Source organism: Streptomyces sp. NBC_00704, assembly GCF_036226605.1.
Taxonomy (GTDB): Bacteria; Actinomycetota; Actinomycetes; order Streptomycetales; family Streptomycetaceae; genus Streptomyces.
The window spans coordinates 5,078,264-5,105,260 of the sequence record NZ_CP109000.1; the positions used below are offsets into that span (position 1 = coordinate 5,078,264).

At 72.6% G+C, this 26,997-nt stretch carries 26 protein-coding genes; 12 read left to right on the forward strand and 14 right to left on the reverse strand.

Features of this window, described 5'->3' with window-relative positions; all coding sequences use genetic code 11:
• Nucleotides 1–43: 43 nt before the first annotated feature.
• Nucleotides 44–850, reverse strand: coding sequence for a hypothetical protein (locus OG802_RS22295; RefSeq protein WP_329413022.1), 807 nt, complete (start codon nt 848–850; stop codon nt 44–46).
• A gap of 42 nt (nt 851–892) precedes the next feature.
• Entirely contained in the window at nt 893–1,282 is a 390-nt protein-coding gene (locus OG802_RS22300) for an LAETG motif-containing sortase-dependent surface protein (RefSeq protein WP_329413023.1), read from the reverse strand.
• Nucleotides 1,283–1,391: 109 nt separating this feature from the next.
• Between OG802_RS22300 and OG802_RS22305 the strand changes: the two genes are divergently transcribed.
• The 4 genes from OG802_RS22305 to OG802_RS22320 all read left to right on the forward strand — a co-directional run bounded on the left by OG802_RS22305 (nt 1,392) and on the right by OG802_RS22320 (nt 5,584).
• The gene (locus OG802_RS22305; protein WP_329413025.1) at nt 1,392–1,760 is read left to right on the forward strand and encodes a hypothetical protein; all 369 of its coding nucleotides are present in this window, start codon (nt 1,392–1,394) and stop codon (nt 1,758–1,760) included.
• 220 nt (nt 1,761–1,980) lie between these two features.
• A complete protein-coding gene (locus OG802_RS22310; protein ID WP_329413027.1) occupies nt 1,981–3,228 on the forward strand; it encodes a L,D-transpeptidase in 1,248 nt (415 codons plus the stop codon).
• 174 nt (nt 3,229–3,402) lie between these two features.
• Nucleotides 3,403–4,857, forward strand: a complete 1,455-nt coding sequence (locus OG802_RS22315; protein WP_329413028.1) for an ABC transporter permease — start codon at nt 3,403–3,405, stop codon at nt 4,855–4,857.
• A 40-nt stretch (nt 4,858–4,897) separates the two neighbouring features.
• Nucleotides 4,898–5,584: an ABC transporter ATP-binding protein gene (locus OG802_RS22320; protein ID WP_329413030.1), complete on the forward strand. Its 687-nt coding sequence runs from the start codon at nt 4,898–4,900 to the stop codon at nt 5,582–5,584.
• Nucleotides 5,585–5,729: 145 nt separating this feature from the next.
• On the opposite strand, the gene OG802_RS22325 is transcribed toward OG802_RS22320, so the two are convergent.
• On the reverse strand, nt 5,730–6,632 hold the full coding sequence (locus OG802_RS22325; RefSeq protein ID WP_329413031.1) for a helix-turn-helix domain-containing protein: 903 nt from the start codon (nt 6,630–6,632) through the stop codon (nt 5,730–5,732).
• A 176-nt stretch (nt 6,633–6,808) separates the two neighbouring features.
• Here OG802_RS22325 and OG802_RS22330 point away from each other — a divergent pair, with 176 nt between their 5' ends.
• Nucleotides 6,809–7,852: an NAD(P)-dependent alcohol dehydrogenase gene (locus OG802_RS22330; RefSeq protein WP_329413033.1), complete on the forward strand. Its 1,044-nt coding sequence runs from the start codon at nt 6,809–6,811 to the stop codon at nt 7,850–7,852.
• A 458-nt stretch (nt 7,853–8,310) separates the two neighbouring features.
• On the opposite strand, the gene OG802_RS22335 is transcribed toward OG802_RS22330, so the two are convergent.
• From OG802_RS22335 to OG802_RS22350, 4 genes are all read right to left on the reverse strand, one after another.
• A complete protein-coding gene (locus OG802_RS22335; protein ID WP_329413034.1) occupies nt 8,311–9,084 on the reverse strand; it encodes a hypothetical protein in 774 nt (257 codons plus the stop codon).
• The gene (locus tag OG802_RS22340) at nt 9,081–10,250 is read right to left on the reverse strand and encodes a serine hydrolase domain-containing protein (protein WP_329413035.1); all 1,170 of its coding nucleotides are present in this window, start codon (nt 10,248–10,250) and stop codon (nt 9,081–9,083) included. The genes OG802_RS22335 and OG802_RS22340 overlap by 4 nt, the downstream gene beginning before the upstream one ends.
• A gap of 166 nt (nt 10,251–10,416) precedes the next feature.
• On the reverse strand, nt 10,417–11,337 hold the full coding sequence (locus OG802_RS22345; protein WP_329413036.1) for a DUF5829 family protein: 921 nt from the start codon (nt 11,335–11,337) through the stop codon (nt 10,417–10,419).
• Nucleotides 11,338–11,557: 220 nt separating this feature from the next.
• Nucleotides 11,558–12,157 carry a hypothetical protein gene (locus OG802_RS22350; protein WP_329417305.1) on the reverse strand — a complete coding sequence of 200 codons (600 nt, stop codon included), beginning with the start codon at nt 12,155–12,157 and terminating at the stop codon, nt 11,558–11,560.
• A gap of 255 nt (nt 12,158–12,412) precedes the next feature.
• On the opposite strand from OG802_RS22350, the gene OG802_RS22355 reads away from it, so the two are divergent.
• On the forward strand, nt 12,413–13,006 hold the full coding sequence (locus OG802_RS22355; protein WP_329413038.1) for a DUF4291 domain-containing protein: 594 nt from the start codon (nt 12,413–12,415) through the stop codon (nt 13,004–13,006).
• 191 nt (nt 13,007–13,197) lie between these two features.
• On the opposite strand, the gene OG802_RS22360 is transcribed toward OG802_RS22355, so the two are convergent.
• A complete protein-coding gene (locus OG802_RS22360; protein ID WP_329413040.1) occupies nt 13,198–14,316 on the reverse strand; it encodes a hypothetical protein in 1,119 nt (372 codons plus the stop codon).
• A gap of 141 nt (nt 14,317–14,457) precedes the next feature.
• On the opposite strand from OG802_RS22360, the gene OG802_RS22365 reads away from it, so the two are divergent.
• Complete coding sequence (locus OG802_RS22365) at nt 14,458–15,612, forward strand: cystathionine gamma-synthase (protein ID WP_329413041.1); 1,155 nt, start codon at nt 14,458–14,460, stop codon at nt 15,610–15,612.
• Nucleotides 15,613–15,755: 143 nt separating this feature from the next.
• Here OG802_RS22365 and OG802_RS22370 read toward each other — a convergent pair whose 3' ends face one another.
• The 3 genes from OG802_RS22370 to OG802_RS22380 all read right to left on the reverse strand — a co-directional run bounded on the left by OG802_RS22370 (nt 15,756) and on the right by OG802_RS22380 (nt 17,230).
• The gene (locus tag OG802_RS22370; protein WP_329413043.1) at nt 15,756–16,007 is read right to left on the reverse strand and encodes a hypothetical protein; all 252 of its coding nucleotides are present in this window, start codon (nt 16,005–16,007) and stop codon (nt 15,756–15,758) included.
• The gene (locus tag OG802_RS22375; RefSeq protein ID WP_329413044.1) at nt 16,004–16,588 is read right to left on the reverse strand and encodes a sigma factor-like helix-turn-helix DNA-binding protein; all 585 of its coding nucleotides are present in this window, start codon (nt 16,586–16,588) and stop codon (nt 16,004–16,006) included. Before OG802_RS22375 ends, OG802_RS22370 begins: the two co-directional genes overlap by 4 nt.
• Before the next feature lie 132 nt (nt 16,589–16,720).
• On the reverse strand, nt 16,721–17,230 hold the full coding sequence (locus OG802_RS22380; RefSeq protein ID WP_329417307.1) for a MarR family winged helix-turn-helix transcriptional regulator: 510 nt from the start codon (nt 17,228–17,230) through the stop codon (nt 16,721–16,723).
• A 163-nt stretch (nt 17,231–17,393) separates the two neighbouring features.
• Here OG802_RS22380 and ilvA point away from each other — a divergent pair, with 163 nt between their 5' ends.
• The 3 genes from ilvA to OG802_RS22395 all read left to right on the forward strand — a co-directional run bounded on the left by ilvA (nt 17,394) and on the right by OG802_RS22395 (nt 20,660).
• Nucleotides 17,394–18,623, forward strand: coding sequence for a threonine ammonia-lyase (gene ilvA, locus OG802_RS22385; protein WP_329413045.1), 1,230 nt, complete (start codon nt 17,394–17,396; stop codon nt 18,621–18,623).
• Between the two features lie 235 nt (nt 18,624–18,858).
• The gene (locus OG802_RS22390; protein WP_329413047.1) at nt 18,859–19,857 is read left to right on the forward strand and encodes an ATP-binding cassette domain-containing protein; all 999 of its coding nucleotides are present in this window, start codon (nt 18,859–18,861) and stop codon (nt 19,855–19,857) included.
• Complete coding sequence (locus OG802_RS22395; RefSeq protein WP_329413049.1) at nt 19,854–20,660, forward strand: ABC transporter permease; 807 nt, start codon at nt 19,854–19,856, stop codon at nt 20,658–20,660. The genes OG802_RS22390 and OG802_RS22395 overlap by 4 nt, the downstream gene beginning before the upstream one ends.
• A 216-nt stretch (nt 20,661–20,876) precedes the next feature.
• Here OG802_RS22395 and greA read toward each other — a convergent pair whose 3' ends face one another.
• Both greA and OG802_RS22405 read right to left on the reverse strand, forming a co-directional pair.
• On the reverse strand, nt 20,877–21,377 hold the full coding sequence (gene greA, locus OG802_RS22400; protein WP_329413050.1) for a transcription elongation factor GreA: 501 nt from the start codon (nt 21,375–21,377) through the stop codon (nt 20,877–20,879).
• 199 nt (nt 21,378–21,576) lie between these two features.
• Nucleotides 21,577–21,978 carry a DUF4307 domain-containing protein gene (locus tag OG802_RS22405; RefSeq protein WP_329413051.1) on the reverse strand — a complete coding sequence of 134 codons (402 nt, stop codon included), beginning with the start codon at nt 21,976–21,978 and terminating at the stop codon, nt 21,577–21,579.
• A gap of 104 nt (nt 21,979–22,082) precedes the next feature.
• Here OG802_RS22405 and mca point away from each other — a divergent pair, with 104 nt between their 5' ends.
• Entirely contained in the window at nt 22,083–22,964 is an 882-nt protein-coding gene (gene mca / locus OG802_RS22410) for a mycothiol conjugate amidase Mca (RefSeq protein ID WP_329413053.1), read from the forward strand.
• The gene (locus OG802_RS22415; protein ID WP_329413055.1) at nt 22,957–23,265 is read left to right on the forward strand and encodes a hypothetical protein; all 309 of its coding nucleotides are present in this window, start codon (nt 22,957–22,959) and stop codon (nt 23,263–23,265) included. The genes mca and OG802_RS22415 overlap by 8 nt, the downstream gene beginning before the upstream one ends.
• A gap of 450 nt (nt 23,266–23,715) precedes the next feature.
• On the opposite strand, the gene OG802_RS22420 is transcribed toward OG802_RS22415, so the two are convergent.
• Nucleotides 23,716–26,967 carry a tetratricopeptide repeat protein gene (locus OG802_RS22420; RefSeq protein WP_329413056.1) on the reverse strand — a complete coding sequence of 1,084 codons (3,252 nt, stop codon included), beginning with the start codon at nt 26,965–26,967 and terminating at the stop codon, nt 23,716–23,718.
• Nucleotides 26,968–26,997: the final 30 nt, after the last annotated feature.

Sequence of the window (26,997 nt, forward strand, 5' to 3'; positions counted from 1 at the left end):
GCACCGGAACGGCGCGCGGACGGGGCCTGGAGAGCCGCGGAAGTTACTTGATCTTCGCGAGCTGCGCGGTGACGACGGCGGCCGGCACGGTGGCCGACTTGCCGGTGGACGTCAGCGAGGCGAAGTCGACCGTGTAGAACGAGGCCACGGTGTTGCCCTTGCGCACCACCTGGGTGTGGAAGGTGGCCGAGCCCTCGCCGTCGACGGCGGAGTCGACGCTGAACGCCACGGACTCGTCACCGGCTCCCGGGGCCTTGTCCGGGGCCACCTTGGTGATCTTCTGCTTCTCGCCCTGGGCGGTGACCTCGAAGCCGCCGGAGCAGGCCGCGATGCCGTCGGAGACCGCCTTGAACGCCTTCTGCGCGCCGTCGCCCTCGTACGACGACAGCCCCACGAAGGTCAGGTTGACCTTGAAGGCGTTCTCCAGGTCCGACTCGCTGATGTCGCCGGGGGCCTTGGTGGCGGCGGCCGACGCGTTGTCCTCGGTCAGCGAGTTGCTCGCGCCGGACTCCGTGTCGCCCGGCGCGAGACCGGACATGGCGTAGGCGAGCGGAGCGCACGCCTCCTTGTCGGTCTTCACGGCGCTCTTGGAGGCCGGCAGGGTGTCGTCGCCCGAGCCGACCTTGTAGCCCTTGACCTCGCCCTGGGCGAGCAGCAGCTTCTCCAGCTCCGCCTTGGGCAGCGACTTGGCGTCGGACGCGGCCCCGGAGGCCGAGGCGGTGGCGGAGGCCGTGCTCTTGGCGTCGGCGGAGCCCTCGTCCCCCTCGTCGGAACAGGCGGTCAGGACGGAGAGCGACAGTGCGCTTATGGCGGCGATGGCGCACAGCCGTGCCCCCGATGATCTCTTCATGAGCGAACTATGAAGAAGTCGTCAAAGATCAGTCAAGTCGATTCAAAAACCCAGGCGTTCCCGGCGAATCGAGTAAAAGACGAAGCCCGCGCCCAGGGCGAGCAGCGTGGTCCCGCCCACGACATAGGGGGTCGTGTCGGAGCTTCCGGTGTCGGCGAGCCGGGCGCCGTCGTCGGTCGCGGTGTCCGCCGCGGCGTCGTCCGCGGTCCGCACGGCCGTGAGGGCCGACGCGTGGCCGGCGCTCGCGCGGGTCGTGTGCAGCGCGCCGGCCGTGGTCGTCGACGCGGCCCGTGCCTGGGTCGTGACCTGCGTCGTCGTCTCCGTTCTGACCGGGACGTCCTGGGACGCGTTGGCGGACGGGACGAACCACAGGGCGCCCAGCAGGGTCCCCGCGGCGGTGGCGGTCAGCAACGGACGGCGAGCGGATGACACGGAATATCGATCCCCTTGTGACGCTGGCGAATTGGCCGTGTGGCCCGATGCTAATGAAAGGCGCGGGTCGCGGGAAAGCCGCGGGAGCCCCTAGCCGTACGCTCCGGCCATGAGCACTGAAGAGTCATCACGTTTTGTACGTATTCGAGTGGATATTCTGCTGGAGGTTCACGACGAGGACGCCGTGACGGCGGCGGCGCTGCGACGGCTGGCCGAGGACGACGGGGTCCCGGACGCCGAACGCGCCCACGCCGAGGGCGCTGTGAGGCAGGACACCGCCGAGGCGCTGGCCTACCTCGTCGACCCGTTCGACCTGGTCGGCGAGGTCGACGGAGTGGAGCTCCAGCAGGCCTCCTGGTCCAGCGAGCGGGTCGCGTACGACCCCGATTCGCCGGAGTGGGACCTCGACGGGGATGATGTCGACGAGGATGGGGACCCGGACGACGAGTCCGACGGCGAAGAGGGCGGCACCGGCTGAGCGTTGCGGGGGAAACCCGTGGCCCCGGACGGCAACCGCCGCCCGGGGTTCCGTCGTCTCAGGGGGCGCACGAGCCGTATCCCGCACCATGCGTGCCGCGAACGTGGCATGCCCCACACCTTCGCGGTGAGTGGAACGGGACGAACCGGCCGTAGCGTTGAAGGTCTTGAAACGGGGACTCTCGGGGTTCAGGCAAGTGGCGACGATGGAGAAGCGTGTGATGACGGACAGTAGGCGACGTCGAGGTCTGACGGTCGCGTCCGCCCTGCTCGGCGGTGTTCTGGTGCTCTCTGCGTGTTCCGGCGGCGACAGCGGCGGCTCGGACGGCGGGGGCGGCAACTCGCAGGCCAAGGCCGACGAGGCGGCGGCGCAGAAGTCCTCCGAGGCCCAGATCAAGATCACACCGGCGGACGGCACGGACAACGCCTCCATCAACAACTCGGCGGCCGTCACGGTGAGCAAGGGGACGCTCTCCTCCGTGACGATGACCACCGCCGACGGCAAGGCGGTCGAGGGCGCGCTCTCCGCCGACAAGACCAGCTGGAAGCCGAACCAGCAACTGGAGCGCTCCACCACCTACAAGGTGGCCGCCGAGGCGAAGGACTCCGGCGGTCTGGTGGCCCACGAGAACGCCTCCTTCACCACGGTCTCGCCGAACAACAGCTTCATAGGCAACTTCACGCCGGAGGACGGTTCCACCGTCGGCGTGGGCATGCCCGTGTCGATCAACTTCAACAAGGCGATCACGAACAAGGCGGCCGTCCAGAAGGGCGTCACCGTCACCTCCACCAGTGGTCAGGAGGTCGTCTGCCACTGGTTCTCCACCCAGCGCATGGACTGCCGTCCGCAGGACTACTGGAAGGAGAACTCCACCGTCACGCTGAAGCTCGCGCTCGACGGTGTGGAGGGCGCCAAGGGCGTCTTCGGCGTCCAGCAGAAGACGGTCACCTTCAAGATCGGCCGCAACCAGGTCTCCTACGTCGACGCGAAGACCAAGCAGATGAAGGTCACGCACAACGGCGCGGTCGTCAAGACCATCCCGATCTCCGCCGGCTCGCCCGACAACAAGACGTACGAAGGCCAGATGGTCATGTCGGAGAAGTTCAAGGAGACGCGCATGAACGGCGCGACCGTGGGCTTCACCGACGACGACGGCAAGGGCGAGTACGACATCAAGGACGTCCCGCACGCCATCCGCCTCACCAACTCCGGCACCTTCGTGCACGGCAACTACTGGGGCGCGAAGTCCATCTTCGGCTCGGTGAACACCAGCCACGGCTGCGTCGGCCTGTCCGACACCAAGGGCGCCGACGACAAGGGCACGGCCGGCTACTGGTTCTTCACCAACTCGATCGTCGGCGACGTCGTGGTGGTCAAGAACACCGGCGACAAGACCGTGGCCCCGGACAACGGCCTCAACGGCTGGAACATGGACTGGGCCCAGTGGAAGGCCGGTTCGGCCGTCTGACGGACCGTCGCCACCCCCGCACACAGCTCTCCGGCGCCGCCCCCCCAGGGGCGGCGCCGTCGTTTTCCGGGCACGGCCGCTTCCCCCGCGGCGCCCGTCTCGCGTTCCCGCGTTCTCATCGGCCTCTTATCCCGGCCTTATTCAGTCATCACGCGCCGTACCTAGCGTGCGGCCATGTTCTTCACCTACCTGAGGCGCGAACTGCGCCGCCGCAGAAGAGCGGCCCTCGTCGTCGCCTCCGGTCTCGCGCTCGGCATCGCCCTGGTCGTCGTGGTCTCCTCCGTCTCGTCCGGCATGGGGAAGGCTCAGGACACCGTCCTGGAGTCCCTGTACGGCCTCGGCACCGACATGACCGTCACCAAGGCCGCCTCGCCCACCGCGAACGCCTCCGACCGTCCGCGGTTCCGGTTCGACGCCCAGGACGACGACTCCGGCGCGCGGCAGAGCACCGACCGCGTCATGGTGCAGGGCTTCCAGACCCTGCCGGCGGCGACCGTCGCCCAGGTCGGCAAGCAGAGCGGGGTCTCCGGCGCGGTCGGCGGGCTCAGCCTGCGGGTCGTCAAGATCGACGGCCAGTTCACCCGCGGTCAGTTCCAGCAGAACGGCGGCACCACGGGCGGCGGCCAGGGGTCCCGCGGCGGCGGCCGGGCGAGCGGCGACCCGCAGGGCGAAGTGCAGGGCGGCGGCGCGGACTTCGACGTCGACAGCTACTCCGTCTACGGCGCCGACGTCACCGAGCCCCGGCTCGGCCCGCTGACCTCCTCCACGATCACCGCGGGACGCACCTTCAAGTCCACCGAGACCGACGCCACGGTCGCCGTCGTGGACTCCGCCTACGCCAGGACGAAGTCGCTCAAGGTCGGCTCCACGCTCACCGTCAACGGCGTCAAGCTCTCGGTGATCGGCATCGCCACGGCCGACAGCGGCGACGCCGCCGCCGACGTCTACATCCCGCTGACCCGGGCCCAGACCCTCGCCGACGCGAAGAACAAGGTCACCACGATCTACGTCGAGGCGTCCGACTCGACGAAGATCGACAGCGTCAAGGCGACCGTCCAGAAGAACGTGCCGGGGACGACGGTCACGACCTCCGCCGACCTCGCGGACACCGTCTCCGGCTCCCTCAGCACGGCCTCCTCGCTCGCCGCCACCGTCGGCCGGTGGCTGTCCGTCGCGGTGCTGATCGCCGCCTTCCTCGTCGCAGGCCTGCTCACCTCCTCGGCCGTCTCCCGGCGCGTCCGCGAGTTCGGCACGCTCAAGGCCCTCGGCTGGAAGTCCGGCCGCGTCATCCGCCAGGTGGCCGGCGAGGCCATGGTCAACGGACTGCTCGGCGGAGCCCTCGGCATCGCCCTCGGCCTGGCGGGCGCGTACACCGTGACCGCGATCAGCCCCACGCTCCAGGCCCGGCTCGGCGGCGGTCAGGACGGCCCCGGCGCGGGCGGCGGCTTCGGCGCCGGCCGCCAAGCGGCCGCCAGGACCCTCGACGTCGCCCTGACCGCGCCGGTGAGCGCCACCACCGTCGCCGTCGCGGTGGTCCTCGCCGTGGGCGGCGGCCTCGTCGCGGGGGCCTTCGGCGGCTGGCGGGCGTCGAGGCTGCGCCCCGCGGACGCGCTGCGCCGCGTCGAGTAGCCCTCCCACTCCACCGAACCCAGACCCAGGAGCGCTCCCCATGTACGAACTCAGAGGCGTCACCAAGCGCTACACCCGCGGCAAGGACACCGTCCACGCCCTCGACGCCGTCGACCTGACCGTCCCGGACGGCGACCGCCTCGTCATCCAGGGCCCCACCGGCGGCGGCAAGTCCACCCTGCTCCAGATGATCGGCGCCCTCGACCGGCCCACCGAGGGCGAGATCGTCCTCGACGGCGTCGACCTGGCCAAGCTCTCCGAGGCGAAGCTGACCAAGGTGCGCAGCGAGAACATCGGCTTCGTCTTCCAGTCCTTCAACCTCATCCCCACCCTCACCGCGCAGGAGAACGTCGAGACGGCGCTCGTCCCGCTCGGCGTCAGGGCCCGGGAACGGCGCGAGCGGGCCGCCGGGGCGCTGGTCTCCGTCGGCCTCGGCGAACGCCTGCGCCACCTGCCGTCCGAGATGTCCGGCGGCCAGCAGCAGCGCGTCGCGATCGCCCGCGCGCTGGTCAAGCAGCCGAAGGTGCTGCTCGCCGACGAGCCCACCGGCAACCTCGACGAGAGCATGCGCGACGAGATCATGGACGTGCTGCACCGCATGTGGGAGGAGCACGGGCTGACCTTCGTCATGGTCACCCACGACTCCGCGATCGCGAGGAAGGCCCCCCGGGTCGCGACCATCCGCAAGGGCAGGATCACGGTCAAGGAGAACGCCCCGTCCGCCTGACCGGCCACCGCCGCCCGGACCGCCGCCGCCCCGGCCGCCGCCTCCCGGCCGCCCCCGCCCGTTCACTGAGACGTGAGGGAACGCCCGCCGGAAGAGCAGCCTCCGGCGGGCCGTTCCTGCCCGAGCACCGGGCTGCCGCACGCTCTCAGGCGGACGGCGCCCGCGACCCCGCCCGGGTGGCGTCGGCGCCCCAGCTCGCCAGCAGCCGCAGCGCCTCCGCCGACGCCGACCCCGGCTCCGCGTGATAGGTCACCAGCACCTGCTCACTGCCGTCCGACAGCCTGAACCCCTCGAAGTTCAGGGAGAGATCGCCCACCAGCGGATGCGTCATGCGCTTCACGCCGTGATTCTTCTCCTTGACGTCGTGCGTCGCCCACAGCCGCCGGAAGTCCTCGCTCTTCACCGACAACTCGCCCACCAGCGCGGACAGTCGCGGATCGTCCGGATGGCAGCCCGCCTCCATGCGCAGGACGCACACGATGTCGATCGCCTTCTGCTCCCAGTCCACGAACAGGTCGTGGTAGTCCGGGCGCAGAAACGTCAGCCGCGCCCAGTTGCGCTCCGCCACCGGCAGCTCGCCCCAGTCGCCGAAGAGCGCCGCCGCCATCCGGTTCCACGCGAGGATCTCCGAACGCCGCCCGATGACGTACGCCGGCACCGCGTCCATCGCGTCCAGCAACTGCTGCAACGCCGGCCGCGCCTGCGGGGACCGCGCCGTCTGCTTCTTCTTCTGCTTCGGCTTCGCGAGGTGCGTGAGATGGGCGTGCTCGGCGTCCGTCAGCCGCAGGGCGCGCGCGATGGCGTCCAGCACCTCCGACGACACGTTGCGCCCGTTGCCCTGCTCCAGGCGCGTGTAGTACGCCACCGAGACCCCGGCCAGCTGCGCCAGCTCCTCCCGCCGCAGCCCCGGCACCCTGCGGTGCCGGCCGAAGTCGGGCAGCCCCACGTCCTCCGGCTTGAGCCGGGCCCGCCGGGTGCGAAGGAACTCGCTCAGTTCGGCACGCCGGTCCAGCGAGGCGCCGGAGGCGGGTTCGGGGCGTTCGTCCATGTCGTCCAGTATTCACGGTCGTACGCACAGCATCCTGACCCCGCCAGTAGTAGGCACAGCGGACATACGCAAAGGCGTGACCTGGGTGAATGCCGGGAGACGGGGCAGGCTGGCTGCCGTGCCCGGTTCGGAAGGCAGGCCGGACACGAAGCAACCCCCGCTAGGAGACCCCCGGCATGACCACCACCGTCGCCGCGTACGCCGCTCCCACCGCCAAGGCTCCCCTGGAGCGCACGACCATCGAACGCCGTTCAGTCCGCGAGTTCGACGTCCTGATCGACATCGAGTTCGCCGGCATCTGCCACTCCGACATCCACCAGGCCAGGGAGGGCTGGGGCGAGGCGATCTTCCCGATGGTGCCCGGCCACGAGATCGCGGGCGTCGTCTCCGAGGTCGGCCCGGGCGTCACCGGGTTCGCCGTCGGCGACCGGGTCGGCGTCGGCTGCCTCGTCGACTCCTGCCGCGAGTGCGACAGCTGCAAGGCCGGTCAGGAGCAGTACTGCACCGCGGGCAGCGTCGCCACCTACAACGCCGTCGGCAAGGACGGCGAGCCCACCTACGGCGGCTACGCCCAGAAGATCGTCGTCGACGAGAACTTCGTGGTCCGCATCCCCGACGGCCTCGCCCTCGACGTCGCCGCCCCGCTGCTGTGCGCCGGCATCACCACGTACTCCCCGCTCAAGCGGTGGAACGCCGGCCCCGGCAAGAAGGTCGCCGTCCTCGGCATGGGCGGCCTCGGCCACATGGCGGTCAAGATCGCCCACGCGCTCGGCGCCGAGGTGACCGTCCTGTCCCAGTCGCTGCGCAAGAAGGACGACGGCCTGAAGCTGGGCGCCGACCACTACTACGCCACCAGCGACGAGAAGACCTTCCAGGAGCTGAGCGGCTCCTTCGACCTCATCCTCTCGACGGTCTCGGCCCCGCTCGACTTCAACGCCTACCTGTCGCTGCTGAAGGCCGAGGGCGCGCTGGTGAACGTGGGCGCCCCCGAGGAGCCGATCACCCTCAGCCTCTTCTCGGTAATCGGCGGCGGCAAAACCCTCGCCGGCTCCATGATCGGCGGCATCGCGGAGACCCAGGAGATGCTGGACTTCTGCGCCGAGCACGGCCTGGGCGCCGAGATCGAGCTGATAGGCGCCCACGAGATCAACGACGCCTACGAGCGCGTGGTCGCCAGCGACGTCCGCTACCGGTTCGTGATCGACGCGTCGACGATCTGACGCTCCGCTGGTTCGAGGGCTCGTTGGTTGGGGGCCTGTCGGTCTGTGGCCCGGCGGTCCGAGGCCTGGCGGTGCACCGTTGCCGGGGCGACGAGACCGACGGCCGCAGGCGGGTCCGCGTCCGCGTCCAGGCGCGTGGGCGGGGGCGCGGGCCGGTCGTCCCGGCCAGGGAACCGACAGGGCTCCCGGAGCACGCCTCCGGGGGCCCTGCGCCGTCCGCCCACGGCGGTTGGGGCGCGGGCGACGGCACGGGCGGACGCCGTTGCGCGGGGCCGGGGCTGGGACTGACGCCGGGCGCGGGCCCGGCAGTTGGGGCGGACGCCGGGGCCGGAGGCCGGGGCCGGAGGCCTGGCCGGACGCCGTGGGCGGCGCGGGGGCGGTTCGGGCGGAGGGCGGTGGGCGGGTCAGCGGGGCCGGGGGTCGTGCGCGGGTCAGCGGAACCGGAGGCCGTGGGCGGGTCAGTGGGGGACGGGGAAGGACTCCCCGTGGCCGTAGGACCGTACGACGACCCCGCCGCCCGGAGCCGGGCGCAGGGAGTGGGCCCGGCCGAGCCCCGCCACCCGCGCGCGCCCGTCCGCGACCTCGACCAGGGTGTTCTCGTCGACGGCCACCGCGTGCGCGAGCCGCCCGCCGGCCACGAGGGCGGCCGGCCGGCCCGACGTGCCCCACTGCGCGGCGTGCACGTCCACCCCGAACGGCACCAGCCCCAGCCCGGCCCGTGCCTCGACCTCCTCCAGATCCTCGGCGGCGTCCGGCGGGCACACGGGGACCCCGTCCACCAGCCACCCCCCGACCACCGCGTCCCGCGCCGCGATCACGGCCCCGGCCGAGAACCCGGCGTACGGCAGGCCCAGCGAGGCGAGCGCCCGGCCCGCGCCCCCGGCGAACGCCTCCTGATAGGCGGGCGTCAGCCCGCCGCACATGAACACCCCGTCCACGGCCTCGGGCAGCGCTGCGGCGTCGAACGGCCGCCCGACCGGCAGCAGCAGCGGCACGGGCGCGCACGCCCCCGCCCGGCGCAGCGCGCCGTCGTACCGGCCGAACTCCGCGGCCCCGTCGCCCTCGTCGACGAGTACGCACAGGACGCGTGGAACGGCCCCCGCACCGCCGCCCGAACGCCCCGCCGCCGCCCGGAGGAACGGCCCGTGGACGACGTCCGCCACGGACTCGTCCCAGCCGCCGCCGACCAGGAACACGGGCGCGGGGCCCCCGGCGCTCGCTCCGCCGCTCATGCGCGCAGTCCCTTCAGTCCGTCGTAGGCGGCCATCAGCATCTCCATGCCCCGGGTGTCCGCCGCGGGTTCACGCATCTGGTTGGTCACGTACGCCACCGCCACACGCGACTCGGGCTCGATCATGACCGTCGAGCCGCCCCAGCCGCCCCACCCGTAGGTGCCGCCGAAGCGGCCGTAGCCGAGGCCCCAGCTGACCGGCATGCCGAGACGGCGGTCCTGGCCGGCGAACTGCTCCGCCCAGGCGCGCTCGCACCCGGCGCGGGACAGCAGCCGCACCCCGCCCACCGAGCCGCCGCAGGCGGGCACCGACTGGACCAGGGCGACCGAGCGGGCGTTGCCGAAGCCGCTCGCGGCGGGGATCTGCGCCCGCCGCCAGGCCGCACTGTTGCCGTCCCGCACCCGCAGAGCGGTGGGGGCGGGGGCGGCGGACGAGGCGGGGGAGGTGGATGGGGCCGGTGTGTCGGCGTGCGCCCCGGCCTCGGAGGCCGGAGCCGAAGTGGCGGCCGCGCCCGCGGTGTAGTCCTCGTCCCGGGAGGGCGGCGGGACCGCCGGGGCCACCCGGGGGTCGTCGCGCTCCGGCAGCCCCATGTGGAAGTCCGCGCCCAGCGGGCCCGCGATCTCGTCGGCGAAGAACTCGCCCGGCATCCGGCCCGTGATCCGCCGGACGACCTCGCCGACCAGGAACCCCTGGGTGAGCGAGTGGTACCCGGCCGCGCTGCCCGGCTCCCACTGCGGCGCCTGCGCGGCCAGCCGCGCCGTGGCCGTCGGCCAGTCGTACAGCTCCGCCACCGGCCAGACCCAGTCGGGCAGCCCCGCGGTGTGCGAGAGCACGTGCCGGACGAGCACGCCCTCCTTGCCCGCCGCGGCGAACTCCGGCCAGTACCGGGCCACCGGCGCGTCCACGTCCAGCTCTCCGCGGTCCGCCAGCACCAGCGCGCACAGCGCCGTCATCGTCTTCGTGACGGACCAGACGTTGACGAGGGTGTCGCGCCGCCAGGGAACCGTGCGCCCGGCGTCGGCGAAGCCGCCCCAGACGTCGACCACCGGCTCGCCGTCCACGAACACGGCCACCGAGCCGCCGGCGTCCCCCTCGTCCAGCGCCACGGCCAGCGCGGCGGGCACCGCGGCGAAAAGATCGTCGTACGACCCCTGAATGTCAGCCATGACGCCATCTAGCCCCCGCGACGCCGCCCCCGGCAACCGAGATTCCCGCGGGGCGGCAGCGTACGGCTTCCGGCGCGGCGGTGCCACGGCCCCCGGCGAGGGGCCGCGGGGGCCGCGGAAGGGCCGCAGGAGGCGGCGAGGGCAGCGGGGGGCAGCGGGGGGCTCGCTACCGGTCGCCGGCGTCGGTGAAGGTCCACACGGCGTGCGCGCCGGGGCCGACGGTCAGCGTCGAGTGGCCGATCCGTTCCACGTGCCGGGTCTTCACGGGCCGGTTGAGCGACATCTCGACCCGTTGCAGGCCCGCCTGAGCGCGCGGGACGGCGTCGAGGCGGATCGTGGTGCCGCCGCCCTCCGCGACGGCGCCGCCGCCGGGCAGGTCGCGAACGGCGAACCCGCCGGCCCGCAGCAGCGGCAGGGTGTCGGCGAGGTCGTCCCCGGTGACCGCGATGCGCACCGACGTCACGTCACGCATCAGGTGAGCGCGGTAGTCGTCGGAGAGGTAGCGCGCCCGGCCGACGTCACCGGGAAACCTCTCCGGCTCGGTGTTGCTGCGGGGATCGGCGAAGTACTCCGGCCGGTACTCCATCGCCCACGCCTGGAAGGCGTCGTACTCGGTGCTGGTGAGGAGGGCGTCGAACCACGGCACGGGCACACCGTCGCCGAAGTCCTTGGTCTGGAGGAAGTCGACGGGGGTGGCCCCGGCGCTCTTCATGCGCTCGGCGACGGTCGTCAGGTCCCCGTCCCGCTCGGTCGACAGGCCCATCCCGGCGGAGCCGAGGACGCCGTCGGGTCCGGGGAGGTCGCCGACCCCGAACAGTTCCAGATAGGTCTCACGGCCCATCAGATAGCGGCCGGTCCAGGTCTGCCCGCCGGCGCCGCTCGTGGTGCGGACCTGGAAGGAGGCGAAGTCCTTCAGGTAGTCGGAGTGCTCGATGGCGTCGGCGGTCTCCCGGTCCAGGACGCCGTAGGAGTGGTTGGAGAACAGCAACTGCCGCTCGTGCGAGGACGCCCCGCCCCCGTCGGCCCGCGCCGTGCCCACCCCGGCCGCCAGGGCCCCGGCGAGGACCACAGTGAATACGACGATCATCTGTAATGTCCGGCGAATCAGCATGCGAGCGATCGTAGGCGGGGCCGGCCGGGACGATGGCTCATTTCGAACCACCTCGAAATGCCGGACACGGGCCGCCGACACATGCTGCGGGAGACACCCTGCCCGGAGCGACGGCGAGGGCGAGGGGCAGGGGCAGGGGCAGGGCGCGAGTGCGGGGCGGGGCCGGGCGCGGCCGAGTGCGGATGCCCGTCGGGGATCAGTCCCGAACGGCGCGGACCTGGTCGTCGGCGGGGCGGGGGCGGCGGGTCCACAGGGACACGTCACTGCTCGTCGCGACGACGATCGTCTCCCCGGACGGCGAGAAGCCGAAGGCCCGGAGCTCGGAATACGTGGAGTGGAAGATGTGCCACCACCGCTCGCCGTGCGGCCCGGAGTGGGGGAGCCCGCCGTCGGCCGAGAGCAGCACGCGGTCGTGGGGCCAGGCCGGGCTGACCCTCTCCAGGGTCCAGCCGTCCCCGGTCGTGGTGTGCAGCCCGCCGCCGAACAGCCCCGCGATGCGCACGCGGCTGCCGGCGACCGGCCCCAGTCCGGGGCAGGCCAGATCGGCGACCGCGTCGGGCGTGCCGTCCTCGGGGCCGGGGTCGCGGTCCCTGGCGATCTTCTCCCCGGTGACCGCGTCGAGGAGTCCGTGGCCGTCGTGCGAGACGACCATGACCAGGTCCCGGCCGTCGTCGGGATGCGCCGCGAAACCGATGCCGAGCAGTCCGCCGACGGCGATGCCGTGCGTGTGCGCGAAGACGGGCCGCCACGGTCCGGGCGCGGGAACGACCGGCGCCGCGAGGAGCCGCTCGCACATGTCGCGCTGATAGCCCGTGAGTTCCGGCCCATGCCCCACCCGGCCGCCCGCAGCCGTGCCCTTCGTCCACCACTTGTCCACGGGCCCATGATCCACGCCGCGGCGCCGACCCGGCAGAGCGGAGGCGAAGGCGGAACCGTCGCCACTCTCCCTAATCGGTGCCGCCGATCCGCTGACGTGGGGCGTGCGTCGGTGACTGGTCGACCGGTCGAAATTCGGGTGCGATCTGGCCGGGCCGACCCCACGCTGTACGCCATGGAGGAACCGCACCGCAGGATCCGCGCGCTCTGCACGGCGTCCACGATCACCGTCTACCAGGCCTACTCCCCTGGAATAGGGCTGCCCGCCCTTCGCGACGGCCGCTTTCCGGCCGCGTGGAAGCCCGGCCGCATGACGTGGATCAAGCCCAGTTTCCTGTGGATGATGTACCGCTCCGGCTGGGGCGCGAAGGAGGGTCAGGAGACCGTCCTCGCCGTCGAGATCACTCGCGAAGGCTTCGAGTGGGCGCTGCGCCACGCCTGCCTGGCGAGTTACGTCCCCGGCCTGCATGCCGATCGCGACGCCTGGCGGCGAGACCTCAGGCGCGCACCGGCCCGCGTCCAGTGGGACCCCGAGCGCGACCTGCACCTGCGTCCTCTGCCGTACCGCTCGCTGCAACTGGGGCTTTCGGGCGAGGCGTCGGCGCGTTACGCGAACGAGTGGATCGTGTCCATCAGCGACGTGACCCCGCTCGCCGACGAGATCCACGCACTCGTCAGGGACGGTGACCCGGCCTCGGCGACCCGGCTCCTCCCGCGGGAACAGGAGTACCCCGCCGACGACGGACTGCTGGCCCACCTGCGCCCCTGACCGGAGGCCGGACACACCGGCCGGCCGGCAACGCGCCCGCCAGACCGCTCTCGTTCATCAGCAGCGGACGAGGCGGCAGCGCGGCCTGGTGATCCACGTCGTGTCGACCCAAGCCATCCGGTCCCGCTCACCGTGGGCACTTCGGCACGTCGGTCCGCCGCCCGGCGGTCAGTCGCCGGGCGGCGCCGGCGTCAGTGGGGCATCGTGGCCGGGCTGCCGCCGTTCGCCTCGTAGCCGGCGACCGTCATCGCGCGGTGCATCGCGAACTCACCGGCCGGGTCCGGGGAGAGCGTCCAGGGAAGCGCGCCGACATGGCCGTCCACGTGGACGAGCTGGCTCATCGCCTCCGACCACCGTTCCGAGCGCACGAGGAAGAACAGGAGCAGGTGGCGGACGTGCGCCAGCATCGGGTCGTCGGGCCGGGCCGCGTGCACCGCGAACAGCGCGCCGTGCACCGCCTTGGTCACGACCTCGCTCTGGTAGAAGCTGCGCACCAGGTTCACCTCGGGGAGGTGCTCGAAGACCGCGAAGAGCGGCATCGCCGCGAGGAGGGAGCCCCGCGGGGCCCGTGCCGCCGCCGACTCCGCGAAGGCGTACGCCAGCTCGCGCGAGCCGTGCCACTTCTCGCACCAGTAGTGCAGGGCCGCCAGATGCGCTCCCATGTGCGCCGGGTCGCGGTCCAGGATGTTCAGCCAGAGCTGCTCGAACTCCGCCTGCGAGTACCGCAGACCGCGGGCCACCGACAGCTCGACGATGTACGGGACCGGGTCGTCGGGGGACAGCAGCGCCGCCTGGCCGCACGCGTCCCGCGCCTCCTCCATGATGATCCGGAAGTCGTCGGTGCCCGGCGACGACGTCCGCCAGGCCTGCTGCACCAGGAACTCCGCGTGCACCGCCGCACCGCCCGCGTCCTTGGGAGCCTCGGTGCGCCACACCCGCAGCCACTGCCCGCCCGGGGTCTCGCTCACCCCGCCCGGCCGCTGCTGGAGCTCCAGCGCCGCCGCGCCCGCGAAGGCCTGCACGCGCTGCCAGCGCGGCTCACCCCGCGTCTCGGTGCCGGCCAGCAGCTGCTGCGCCGCCCGGTAGTCCTGCGTGTGCTGCACCACGTCCAGGACGTCGAGCAGGTCCTGGTCGGGGCCGGGCATGCGGATGTCCAGCTCCTCGGTCCGCACGAAACCGTACGTCGCCGGGTCCGCCGCGTCCGGGTGGTCGGCCGGGACCAGCCCGACGACACCGCGCCGACGCCGTACGAGCGACACGACCACGTAGCCGATCAAGACCAGCGCCACCAGGCCCCACAGAATCTCCATGCCACAAGCGAACCAGACCGCGCCGACAATTGGCCAACCCGCCCCCGGTCCTGTGGAAAACTCCGCCCCGGCCGGGGCCCCGCTCCGCCCGCCGGGCGGCCGGCCCGCGCCGGGGCCGCGAGCGGACTACCCTCGGTGCCCATGAGCGACAGGCACATCAGTCAGCACTTCGAGACCCTCGCGATCCACGCGGGCAACACCGCCGATCCTCTCACCGGCGCGGTCGTCCCCCCGATCTACCAGGTCTCGACCTACAAGCAGGACGGCGTCGGCGGCCTGCGCGGCGGCTACGAGTACAGCCGCAGCGCCAACCCGACCAGGACCGCCCTGGAGGAGAACCTCGCGGCCCTGGAGGGCGGCCGCCGAGGTCTCGCGTTCGCTTCCGGACTGGCGGCCGAGGACTGCCTGTTGCGTACGCTGCTCAGCCCCGGCGACCACGTCGTCATCCCCAACGACGCCTACGGCGGCACCTTCCGCCTCTTCGCGAAGGTCGTCGCCCGGTGGGGCGTCGAGTGGTCGGTGGCCGACACCAGCGACCCGGCCGCCGTGCGCGCCGCGATCACCCCCAAGACCAAGGCCGTGTGGGTGGAAACCCCCTCCAACCCGCTCCTCGGCATCACCGACATCGCCGCCCTCGCCCAGGTCGCCCGCGACGCGGGCGCGAAGCTGGTCGTCGACAACACCTTCGCCACGCCGTACCTCCAGCAGCCGCTCGCGCTCGGCGCGGACGTCGTCGTGCACTCCCTGACCAAGTACATGGGCGGCCACTCGGACGTCGTCGGCGGCGCGCTGATCACCGGCGACGCGGCACTGGGCGAGGAGCTCGCCTTCCACCAGAACGCGATGGGCGCGGTCGCCGGGCCCTTCGACTCCTGGCTGGTGCTGCGCGGCACCAAGACGCTGTCCGTGCGCATGGACCGCCACAGCGAGAACGCCGGCAAGATCGCCGACATGCTGACCCGGCACGCGCGCGTGACGCACGTGCTGTACCCGGGCCTGCCGGAGCACCCCGGGCACGAGGTCGCGGCCAAGCAGATGCGCGCCTTCGGCGGGATGGTGTCCTTCCGGGTCGCCGGCGGCGAGGAAGCGGCCGTCGAGGTCTGCAACCGGGCCAAGGTGTTCACCCTGGGCGAGTCCCTGGGCGGCGTCGAGTCCCTGATCGAGCACCCGGGGCGCATGACGCACGCGTCCGTGGCCGGGTCCGCCCTGGAGGTTCCCGCCGACCTCGTCCGCCTGTCCGTGGGCATCGAGAACGTCGACGACCTCCTCGAGGACCTCCAGCAGGCCCTCGGCTAGAGCGCAGGTGCTCGAGGGCCGGGGCCGGGGCCGGGGCCAGGCCCCGGCCCCGCCATCCGGCCCGGTGCGGTCACGGCCCCGGGCCCGGTGACCCGGCCCTGGGCCCGGTGACCCGGCCCCGGGCCGCGTCACCCGGCCCCGGCTCACCAGTCCCTGAGCGGGGGAGTCGTCTCCGACGGGGGTTCCACCCACGGCTGCGCCACGATCGCCCAGACCACGAACGCCACGGTCGCCGCGCACAGCAGCAGCCACATCAGCCGACGGGCCGCCCGGCGGCGACGCACGATGCGGGCGCCCCGGCGCACGACCTCCGGGTGGAGGTCGGCCGGCACGTGCGGGGGCGGGGTCCGTTCCATGATCAGGCGGACGGCGGCCTCCCGTTCGGCGCGGTTCACGAGGCGGCCGCCTTCGCCCGGGGCGTCACCGTCGTCCGCGCGCGGGGCGGGCGCAGCAGGGTCGTGGTGGCCCGGTCGCAGAGGGTGCGGACTCGGTCGACGGGCAGGCCCAGCAGGGCCGCCGCCTGTTCCTCGGCGACGCCCTCGTACAGCCTGAGGACCAGTACGAGGCGTTCCTGAGGGGCGAGGAGCGCGAGCGGGCCGGCGGCTGCGGGGCGGCGGCGCCGGGGCTCCGGCACGACGTCCCGGCGCAGCGCCGGGAGGCCGCCGGGGGGCAGGACGCGGTCGAGAGGCAGGGCGTCGTAGAGGCGCCGCACGTACGCGTGCCAGGCGTAGTGGGCGAAGCGCGTCGCCAGCTGCTCGCGGGCGCGGTCGTACGGGTCCTCGCCGCGCAGCCGGTCCCAGCACGCGTACGTGCGCGCGAGGGCGAGGGTCAGGAGGCGGCGCGCGCGGGGGTTGTCCGCCGGGGACTCGGCGGTGAGCAGCGTGGCGGTGTGCAGCAGCCGGCCGCCCGCGCCGGCCACGAACGCCTCGAACTCCCTGGCGCGGTGGATCTCCTGGACCGTACGGCTGTCACGCACACCGAGCCTCCCGCCTGACGGCGTCCCCCTGGGCGGCCATCTGCCCCGGTCTCATATGAGGCCCGGGGCGGGCTGCCGGTCAAGAGTCGCGCGCCCCCGTCGGAAAGTCGGCCCCGCGCGCGTGCCGCGGGTTCAGGAAGCGGGCGTCGAGGAGTCGGCGCCCGGGAGGCCGTGAGCGGACATCCGTGAGGAGAGGGCCGTGTTGAAGCGGGTGAGGAGCGCGCAGAACGTCTCGCGCTCCTCCGGCGCCCAGTCGTCCGTCAGTTCGGCCATCAACTGCCGCCGCGAGGAGCGGACTTCCTCCAGGCGGGCCTGCCCGCGCGGGGACAGCTGGAGCACCACGGCCCTGCCGTCCTCGGGGTGGGAGGTCCGCTTGACCAGGCCGGTGTCGACGAGCGGCGCCACCTGCCGGGTGACGGTGGACGAGTCGATGCCCATGCTCGCGGCGAGTGCCTTGACGCCCATGGGGCCTTCGTTGTCGAGGCGGTTGAGCAGCAGGTATGCGGCGCGGTCCATGGAGTTGCGCACCTGTCCGACGCCGCCGAGCCGGGTCTGCTCGGCCCGGCGGGCGAACACCGCGACCTCGTGCTGCAACGTGTCGAGGAGACCGGTGTCACCGACTGTCGTCATGTCCATCGACATTTCAGGTGTTGTGGGCATGGCCGGAGGCTCACTTCATCAAGGGGCTGCTGGAATGGGGGACAGAGTACGCGGCCGGGAGGCGGGTCGTACCGGCGCTGCGCAAACCGATCTCGGAGGTTGGTCACAGCGGTCGTTCCCGCCTGTGAACTGCGATGCTGGAGTCATGAGCTACGGCATGGCTGACTCCTTTCGCCCCGTCACGCTCGACGACGTGCGCGGCGCCCGGAAGATGCTGGCCGGTGTGGCGCGGACGACCGCGATGGAGGGCAGCAGGCATCTGACCCAGCTGGTGGGGGCGCCGGTCCACTTCAAGTGCGAGAACCTCCAGCGGACGGGGTCGTTCAAGCTGCGCGGGGCGTATGTGCGCATCGCCGGGCTGCTGCCGGAGGAGCGGGCGGCCGGGGTGGTCGCGGCCAGCGCGGGCAACCACGCGCAGGGAGTGGCGCTGGCGTCGTCGCTGCTCGGCGTGCGTTCCACGGTGTTCATGCCGAAGGGCGCGCCGCTGCCGAAGATCAGCGCCACGCGGGAGTACGGCGCGGAGGTGCGCCTGCACGGCCAGGTGGTCGACGAGACGCTGGCCGCGGCGCAGGAGTACGCGGCCGAGACGGGTGCGGTGTTCATCCACCCCTTCGACCACCCTGACGTCATCGCTGGTCAGGGCACGGTCGGGCTGGAGATCCTGGAGCAGTGCCCGCAGGTGCGCACGATCGTCGTCGGGATCGGCGGGGGCGGTCTGGCGGCGGGGATCGCGGTCGCGGTGAAGGCGCTGCGGCCCGACGTGCGGATCGTCGGCGTGCAGGCGGCCGGGGCCGCCGCGTATCCGCCCTCGCTTGCGGCCGGCCGGCCGGTGTCGATCAGCAACCCGGCGACGATGGCCGACGGCATCAAGGTCGGCCGGCCCGGCGACGTGCCGTTCTCGCTCGTCGGTGAACTGGTGGACGAGGTGCGCACGGTCACGGAGGACGAGCTGGCCGCGGCGCTGCTGCTGTGCCTGGAGCGGGCCAAGCTGGTCGTCGAGCCGGCCGGGGCGAGCCCGGTGGCCGCGCTGCTCGGGGCGCCGGACGCCTTCGAGGGCCCGGTGGTGGCGGTGCTCTCCGGGGGCAACGTCGACCCGGTGCTGATGGAGCGCGTCCTGCGGCACGGCATGGCCGCGCAGGGCCGCTACCTGGCCGTACGGGTGCGGCTGACGGACCGGCCGGGCGCCCTCGCCTCGCTCCTGGGGGCGTTGTCAGTGGTCGACGCTAACGTGCTGGACGTCAGCCATCTGCGAACCGACCCCCGGCTCGGGCTGACGGAGGCGGAGGTCGAACTGCACCTGGAGACGAAGGGTCCGGCGCACTGCGCCGAGGTCGGCCGGGCGTTGCGCGACGCCGGATACACCGTCGTCGGCTGAGGCCGCGAGAGGCCGCGAGAGGCCGCGAGAGGCCGGGATAGGCGTCCGGGAGGCGCGTGCACACGCCTCCCGACCAGGCCAGGACCCTCCGCTCACTCGTTCGAGTAAATCCGTTGTGAGACGCGATACATCGCGTTATGGTGTGTCTCGCACCGCCCCATAATTCCGCCGTCAGGCGGAGCGGAAAGTGCAAACCTAGGCTTTCCGAAGAATCCCCGACGACGTGGAGACTGATATGCCAGGCGCCATCTACGCCGAAGGTCTGGTGAAGACCTTCGGCGACGTAAAGGCTCTGGACGGCGTGGACCTCGACGTGCCGCAGGGCACGGTCCTGGGCCTGCTCGGGCCGAACGGCGCGGGCAAGACCACCGCGGTCCGCTGTCTGACCACCTTGCTGCGCCCCGACCGGGGCCGTGCCGTGGTCGCCGGCTTCGACGTGCTCAAGCATCCCGACGACGTGCGCCGCTCGATCGGCCTGTCCGGCCAGTTCGCGGCGGTCGACGAATACCTCACCGGCCGCGAGAACCTGCAGATGGTCGGCCGGCTCTACCAGATGAAGGCCGCCCCGGCGAAGGCCCGCGCCGCCGAACTGCTCGACCAGTTCGACCTCGCGGACGCCGCCGACCGCCCCGCCAAGACCTACTCCGGAGGCATGCGCCGCCGCCTCGACCTGGCCGCGGCGCTGGTGGTCTCACCGCCCGTGATGTTCATGGACGAACCGACGACCGGCCTCGACCCGCGCAACCGCCAACTGCTGTGGGAGGTGATCAAGCGACTGGTCTCCGACGGCACGACCCTGCTGCTGACCACGCAGTACCTCGAAGAGGCCGACCACCTGGCGCACGACATCGCGGTCGTCGACCACGGCCGGGTCATCGCCCGCGGCACCTCCGACGAACTCAAGGCCCGCACCGGCGGCGAGCGCGTGGAGGTCGTGGTGCACGAACGCGACCACATCCCCGTGGCCCGCGAGGTGCTCTCCGGCTTCGGCAAGGGCGAGACCACCGTCGAGCAGCACACCCGCAGACTCACCGTGCCGGTCACCGGCGGCGCCAAGCTGCTCGCCGAGGTCATCCGCGAACTCGACGGGCGCGGCATCGAGATCGACGACATCGGCCTGCGCCGCCCCACCCTCGACGACGTCTTCCTGTCCCTGACCGGACACGTGGCCGAGGCGAAGGCGGAGGAGAGCGGGACAACCAAGGGACAGAGCGAGAAGGAGACCGTCGGATGAGCGCCGTGAACGACTCCCTGGTCATCGCGCGCAGGAATCTGATCCGCATGAGCCGGATTCCGGAGATGATCATTTTTGGGCTGATCCAGCCCATCATGTTCGTGGTCCTGTTCACGTACGTCTTCGGCGGCTCGATGAACGTCGGAGGCTCCACCGACCCGGACGTCTACAAGAACTTCCTGATGGCGGGCATCTTCGCGCAGACGGTCACCTTCGCCACCGCCGGAGCCGGCGCGGGCATCGCCGACGACATGCACAAGGGCCTGATCGACCGCTTCCGCTCGCTGCCCATGGCGCGCGGCGCGGTGCTCACGGGCCGTACCCTGGCCGACCTCGTGCAGACCGCGCTGACGCTGCTCGTCCTGGCGGTCGTCGCGCTACTGGTGGGCTGGCGGCCCGGCTTCGCGTCACCCACCAACTTCGGCAAGGTCATGGCGGGCTTCGGCCTGCTGCTGCTCCTCGGCTACGCGTTCACCTGGATCGGCGCCCTCATCGGCCTGTCGGTCCGCACGCCCGAGGCGGCCACCTCGGGCGGACTGATCTGGCTCTTCCCGGTGACGTTCATCTCCAACGCGTTCGTGGACTCCTCGCAGATGGCGTCCTGGCTGCGGCCGATCGCCGAGTGGAACCCGTTCAGCGCCACCGTCCAGGCGTGCCGCAAACTCTTCGGGGATCCGGGGGTCTCGCCGTCCGACGCGTGGCCGATGGCCCACCCCGTGTGGGCTTCGCTGATCTACTCGGTGGTGATCATCGCGATCTTCCGCACGCTGGCGGTGCGCAAGTACCGCTCGGCCACGGCCTGAGCGGACGCTCCGGCCGGACGCGCCCGACCCGCGTGCCGTACCACTCGGGACGGGTGCGCCCGGCACGGCGCCGCACGACCCGCGGCGGGTGCGCCCGGCACGGCGAAGCCCCCGGCGGCACGAAGCGCCGGGGGCTCGTCGGGAAGACCCGGAAGACCCGCAAGGCCGGGAAAACCCGGGAGGTCCGGGAGGGGACGTCCAGGTGGGGACGCCGGTTCAGCCGTTGTAGGGCTCGGCCTTGAGGATGCGCACGGAGGCCCTCTTGCCGTTCGGCAGCTCGTACTCCGCGTCCTCGCCGACCTTGTGGCCGATCACGCCGGTGCCCAGCGGGGACTGCGGCGAGTAGGTCTCGATGTCGGAGCTGGCGTACTCGCGCGAGGCGAGCAGGAAGGTCATGGTGTCGTCCTCGTCGCCGTCGAAGGCGATCGTCACGACCATGCCGGGCGCCACCGCACCGTCCGTAGAGGCCGGAGCCTCGCCGACCTTGGCGTTCTCGAGGAGCTGGGTCAGCTGGCGCACACGGAGCTCCTGCTTGCCCTGCTCCTCCTTGGCCGCGTGGTACCCACCGTTCTCGCGCAGGTCCCCCTCCTCGCGCGCGGCGGCGATCTTCTGGGCGATCTCCGTGCGCGCAGGACCAGTAAGGTACTCAAGCTCGACCTTGAGCTTGTTGTACGCCTCCTGGGTCAGCCAGGTGACGGACTCGCTGGTCTGGGTCACAGGTGCTCCTCGTCGGTACTGGGAATACAAAGCATCGCCCTACCAGAAGCATGTTCCTCAGGTGATGGGCGAAACCACGAGCCTAACAATTCAGTGGCCGTAGGGGGAGGACATAAGCCACCAGAATTACGTCGGCGCAGGTCAGCGCGTACGTTTTGCGGAGGATTCCGGCCGTGTGGACGGTGTGCACGGCCCGGAGTCAGTCGGCATGGCAGCCGAGCAGCTCGGCCGTCGTGCCCTTCGCCGTCGTACGCAGCGTGACCACCTTGTCGATGCGCGAGTCCCCGCCGGAGAAACGGAAGTCCGCCCGGCCCACCTCGGCGCCCTCGGCGGACTGCGAGCGCACCGTGCAGTAGCCGCTCGTGCCGGAGTCCTTGCGGACCTCCAGGTGAACCTCCACCGCGTCGTCCGCGGTCGCCTTGAACGCGATCACCTCGGCGCTGATCTTGTTCTGGCCGACGTAGTGGTAGGCGAAGTAGCCCATCAGAGCCAGGAGCAGCGCGCCCAGGACGACACCGGCGATCTTGAGCTTGTGGTCGGCGCGCTCGTCCGAGGAACGGCCGTAGCGGCCCTCGGGCGGTCGTGTGCTCGCCGTGCTCATGATCGTCCTCTCGGCGCGGAATTTTTCGTCCCCCGATTCGGTCACTATAGAAGCCTGCGATCGCGCCGGGTCACGCCGGGCGCCGACTTACCGAGGATTGAGTCTTGACTGACCAGCTGCGACTGATGGCCGTCCACGCCCACCCCGACGACGAGTCGAGCAAGGGCGCGGCCACCATGGCGAAGTACGTGTCCGAGGGGGTGGACGTGCTGGTCGTGACCTGCACGGGCGGGGAGCGCGGCTCCATCCTCAACCCCAAGCTGCAGGGCGACGCGTACATCGAGGAGCACATCCACGAGGTGCGCAAGAAGGAGATGGACGAGGCCAGGGAGATCCTCGGCGTCCGGCAGGAGTGGCTCGGCTTCGTCGACTCCGGGCTCCCCGAGGGCGACCCGCTGCCGCCGCTGCCCGAGGGCTGCTTCGCCCTGGAGGACGTCGACGCGGCGGCCGGCGCGCTGGTGAAGCAGATCCGCTCCTTCCGTCCCCAGGTGATCACCACCTACGACGAGAACGGCGGCTACCCGCACCCCGACCACATCATGACCCACAAGATCTCGATGGTGGCCTTCGAGGGCGCGGACGACACCGACACGTACCCCGAGGCCGAGTTCGGGCCCGCGTACCGGCCGCTGAAGCTGTACTACAACCAGGGCTTCAACCGTCCCCGCACCGAGGCGCTGCACCACGCGCTGATCGAGCGCGGCATGGAGTCGCCCTATGCCGAGTGGCTCCAGCGCTGGGCGGAGTTCGGCCGGCCCGAGCGCACGCTCACCACGCACATCCCGTGCGCCGACTTCTTCGAGATCCGCGACAAGGCGCTGATCGCCCACGCCACGCAGATCGACCCGGACGGCGGCTGGTTCCGCGTTCCGATGGACGTCCAGCGCGAGGTCTGGCCGACGGAGGAGTACGAGCTCGCGAAGTCGCGCGTCGATACCTCCCTCCCCGAGGACGACCTCTTTGCGGGCATCCGCGACAATGCCTGACATGAGCGCAAGCGTGAGCCTGGCAATGACGCACCTCGTCCCCCTCGCCAAGGAGGTCGACGAGAACAAGGTCACCCCTGGCGTCCTCGGCTTCATCGTCTTCGCGGCGATGGCGCTGGCGGTGTGGGGCCTGATGAGGTCCATGAGCAAGCACATGGGCAAGGTCGACTTCAAGGACCCGGCGGACCCGGCGGACCCGGAGAACGCCTCCGCCGGCACGACGGCGAACGCCTCCGAGGCGGCGGCGCCGGGTGCGCAGTCCGGCGGCAGGACGACGGGCAATCCCTCGTCGGCAAGCTGAGGCCGGTCGAGGGAACGGCGGACGGCAGGCGACGCGCGGGCACGGGCAGAGGCTCGCCGGCAGGCTGACGTCGCACGGACGGCGGCGCCGGCGGCCGGTGCGGGCGGCGAGCGGACGCCCGTGCCCTCGCCCACGCGAGCGAGGGCACGGGCGGCCCGCCCAACCCGGCCCCGGTGCTCGCGGCACGGCGGCCCGCCCAACCCGGCCCCGGTGCTCGCGGCGTGGCGGCCCGCCCAACCCGGCCCCGGTGCTCGCGGCGTGGCGGCCCGCCCGGCCCGGCCCCGGCGCTCGCGGCGTCATGCCGGGTTCCGTCACGTCGGGTCATGTTCAGCTCTGTGGACTACCCCTTGTTCCCTCTGAGGCGCCGCCCCCTCCAGGGCGCCGCTCCTCCCCAGCACCCGGGGGCGACGTGCCGGGCCGGCGCCGGTGCTCACCCCGGGCCGTCGGCCTTCACCTCAAGTCGGTCTCCGGCGCGGGGGGCGCGGGCGTCGGGGGTGCGGTCACGTTGATGTTCACGTCCACGCCCATCACCTCGCGGGCGGGTCTGCCCGGGACCAGGCCGAGGCGCCAGGCCTGCCAGCCGGACTCCAGGCGCACTCCCCGCTCCAGCAGCAGGCGGTAGGCCTCCAGGCACTCGGTGAGTCCGGTGTCGCGCAGCGGGTGCTCCGCCCGTGTCAGCCGGGCCAGCTCCTCCTGGGCCACGGCCGTGCCGACCTCCACGCCTCCGGGCGACGCGTACGGCAGGAGGGTGCAGCGCAGGAAGCGCGCCCAGTCCTCGCCGCGCCGGTCGCCGTAGGAGGCGAACAGTGCCGTCGCCTCCTCGCACAGGGCCAGCGCGGCCTGCGCCCGTGCGTTGCCCGCGTCGACGATCGCGAGTTCCAGGCAGGTCCAGGCCTCGCCGTGGGCGACCCCGATGCGCTGGAAGTCGGCGCGCGCGTCGACCAGGAGCTGCCGGGCGAACCCGGAGTTGCGCAGCGAGCCGGTCTGGGCGGCGCGCTGGTCGCGGGTGACCCGGGCCGAGTGGTGGCGGGCGCAGGCCAGACCGTAGACGTCCCGCATGCGGGAGAACAGGGAGCGGGAACGTTCCAGCTCGCGGACGGCGCGGTCCAGGTCGCCGGTCTCCTCCAGGGCGAGGCCCAGGTAGTAGACCGTCCAGGCCTCGCCGCGCGCGTCCTCGTTGTCGCGGTGGCGGGCGGCCGCCGCGCGCAGGTCCTCGGCTGCGGGGCCGGGGTCCCCGGCGATCAGCCGGGCCCGGGCCAACTGGGTGAGGGCCCAGGCCTCGCCGCGGGCGTCGCCGGTGCGGCCGTACAGGTCGAGGGCGCCGCGCAGGTCGCTCCGCGCCCGCTCGACGTCGCCGCGCCGCAGATGCAGCTGGCCCAGCTGGAAGTGCGCCCAGGCCTCGCCGTGCACGGAGCCGCCCTCGCGGTGCAGGACGAGGGAGCGGGTGAGGAGGTCCAGGGCCTCGGCCAGGTGTGCCCGGTCGCGTTCCACCGCCGCCAGCGCGTGCATCGTCCAGGCGCGGTCGGTGGCCAGTTCGGGTGCGGCCTGGAGGCCCATCGCCTCGCGCAGTTTCGCCGCGGCCTCGGTGAGCTGGCCCTGATGGTGCAGGGTGATGCCGAGCGAGCACAGGGCGCGGGCGGCGCCGGCGTCGTGGTGGGCTTGGAGGTAGAGGTCGACGACCGAGCTGAGGGTGGTGCGGGCCTTGTCCAGCTCGCCCAGCTGGCGTGCCGCGATGCCGGTGCGCCACTGCACGGAGCGCACCAGCAGGTCCTGGCCGACCGTCTGGGCCAGTTCGCTGATCTCGCCGAGCCGGTACAGGTCGCCGCGCAGCAGGCAGTAGTCGCACAGCGCGCCCAGGAGGCTCATCACGGCGTTCTGGTCGACGCCCTCGGCGTGCCGCAGCGTCGCCGTGATGAAGCTCGACTCGTCGTCGAGCCAGCGCAGCGCCTCGTCGAGGGAGGTGAAGCCGTGCGGGGTGAAGCGGTCCGAGCGGGTCGACATGTTCCCGTCGACGAGGCGCAGCACCGAGTCGGCGAGTTCGGCGTAGCTGACGATCAGGCGTTCCTGTGCCGCCGTGCGCTCGCTCTGCGGCTCCTCGTCCTCGAGGCGGGCCTGGGCGAAGGCGCGGACGAGGTCGTGCAGGCGGTAGCGGTCGCCGCGGACGTGGTCGACGAGTCCGGCGTCGGCGAGGGCCGTGAGGTGGCGGGCGGCCTCGGTGCGGTCGGTGGCGAGGAGGGCGGCGGCGGCCGCCGTGCCGAGGGAGGCGCGTCCGGCCAGCGCGAGCCGGCGCAGGAGTCTGCGGGCGGTGTCGGGCTGGTCGGTGTAGCGCAGCCACAGGGCCCGTTCGGCCGGGTGCACGGGGCCGTAGGCGCCGAGGTCGGCCGCGAGCGTCCGCGGTGAGCGCGGGCCGAGGGAGGAGCCCGCCACGCGCAGCGCCAGCGGCAGTCCGCCGCACAACTGCGTGATCCGGTCGGCGGATTCGGCGTCGTAGGGCCCGGAGAGGTCCTGTGCCGCCGCGGTGAGCAGTTCCTCGGCGCCCGCCGCGTCCAGCGGCCGTACCGCGAGCTGGTGCGCCCAGGGCGACAGTTCGGGGGGCAGCGCGAGCGGGGAGCGGGCGGTGACCAGGACGAGGCTCTCGGACCGCTCGGGGACGAGCGCGCGCACCTGGTCGGGGTCGGAGGCGTCGTCCAGGATGACGGTGACCGGGAGTCCGGTCAGGTGCTGGTGGTACAGCTCGCCGAGCCGTTTGACCTGCTGTCGCGCCGAGGACCGCTCGCGGAAGAGGAGCTGCTCGCGGGGTGCGCCGAGGCGGTTGAGCAGGTGCAGCAGGGCGTCGCGGGTGGGCAGTGGCCGTTCCTGCGCGCTGTCGCCGCGCAGGTCGACGACGCACGCGCCGCGGAACTGGTCGCGCAGGTCGTGTGCGGCCCGCACGGCGAGCGCGGTGCGGCCGCTGCCGGGGTCGCCGTGCAGCACGACCACGGTGGGCCGGGTGCCGGTGCCGGCGCGCGACGCCTGCACCCACTGCCGGATCTGGGCCAGTTCGGTGCGGCGTCCGGCGAAGGGGCCCGCGACCTCGGGCAGTTGGGCGAACGACTGCTCCAGCACGGTCCGTCCGCGGGCGGCCGCGCTCTTGTCGGTGCCGCGCAATTGCGGTCCGGGGGTCTTCTTCGGGACGGTGGTCGCGCGCAGTACCCGCTGCTGGTCGAGGAAGGGCCGGATGCCGCGCACCTCCAGTGCCGTGAGCCACTGGAGCCGCAGTTGTTCGGCGCCGCCGGGCTGTCCCGCCTCGCCGGCCCGGTGGTGGGCGGCGGGCAGGTGCGAGCCGGCCACCTTGACGACGGTCGCGGCGGCCCCGACGACCCCGACGGTCACCCCGGCGCCCAGGGCGGTGCCCGCTCCGGTGCCGAGCGCGAGGTCGGCGACCGCGGCCGTCACGGCGGCGACGCCCGCCACCAGCAGGGGAGTCCGGCCGCCCTCGCGTGCGTAGCGCCGGCCGAAGCTGACGCGCCCGGCTTCCGTCTCGTCCAGGGCGCGCGCGTAGGCCTCGTACTCCTCGGCGGCGGTCTGCGCCATGTCGTCCAGTGCGCCGCGTGCCCGCGTCATCAGCGTCTGCCGGTCGGCACGCCCGCCGGAGCGGCGCACCTCCTCCTCCACGGCCCGCGCCAGCAACCGCTCGGCGTCCGCCCTATGACCGTCCCGCATGTACCGTCCCCCTCCGGCGGTCACCGCTTT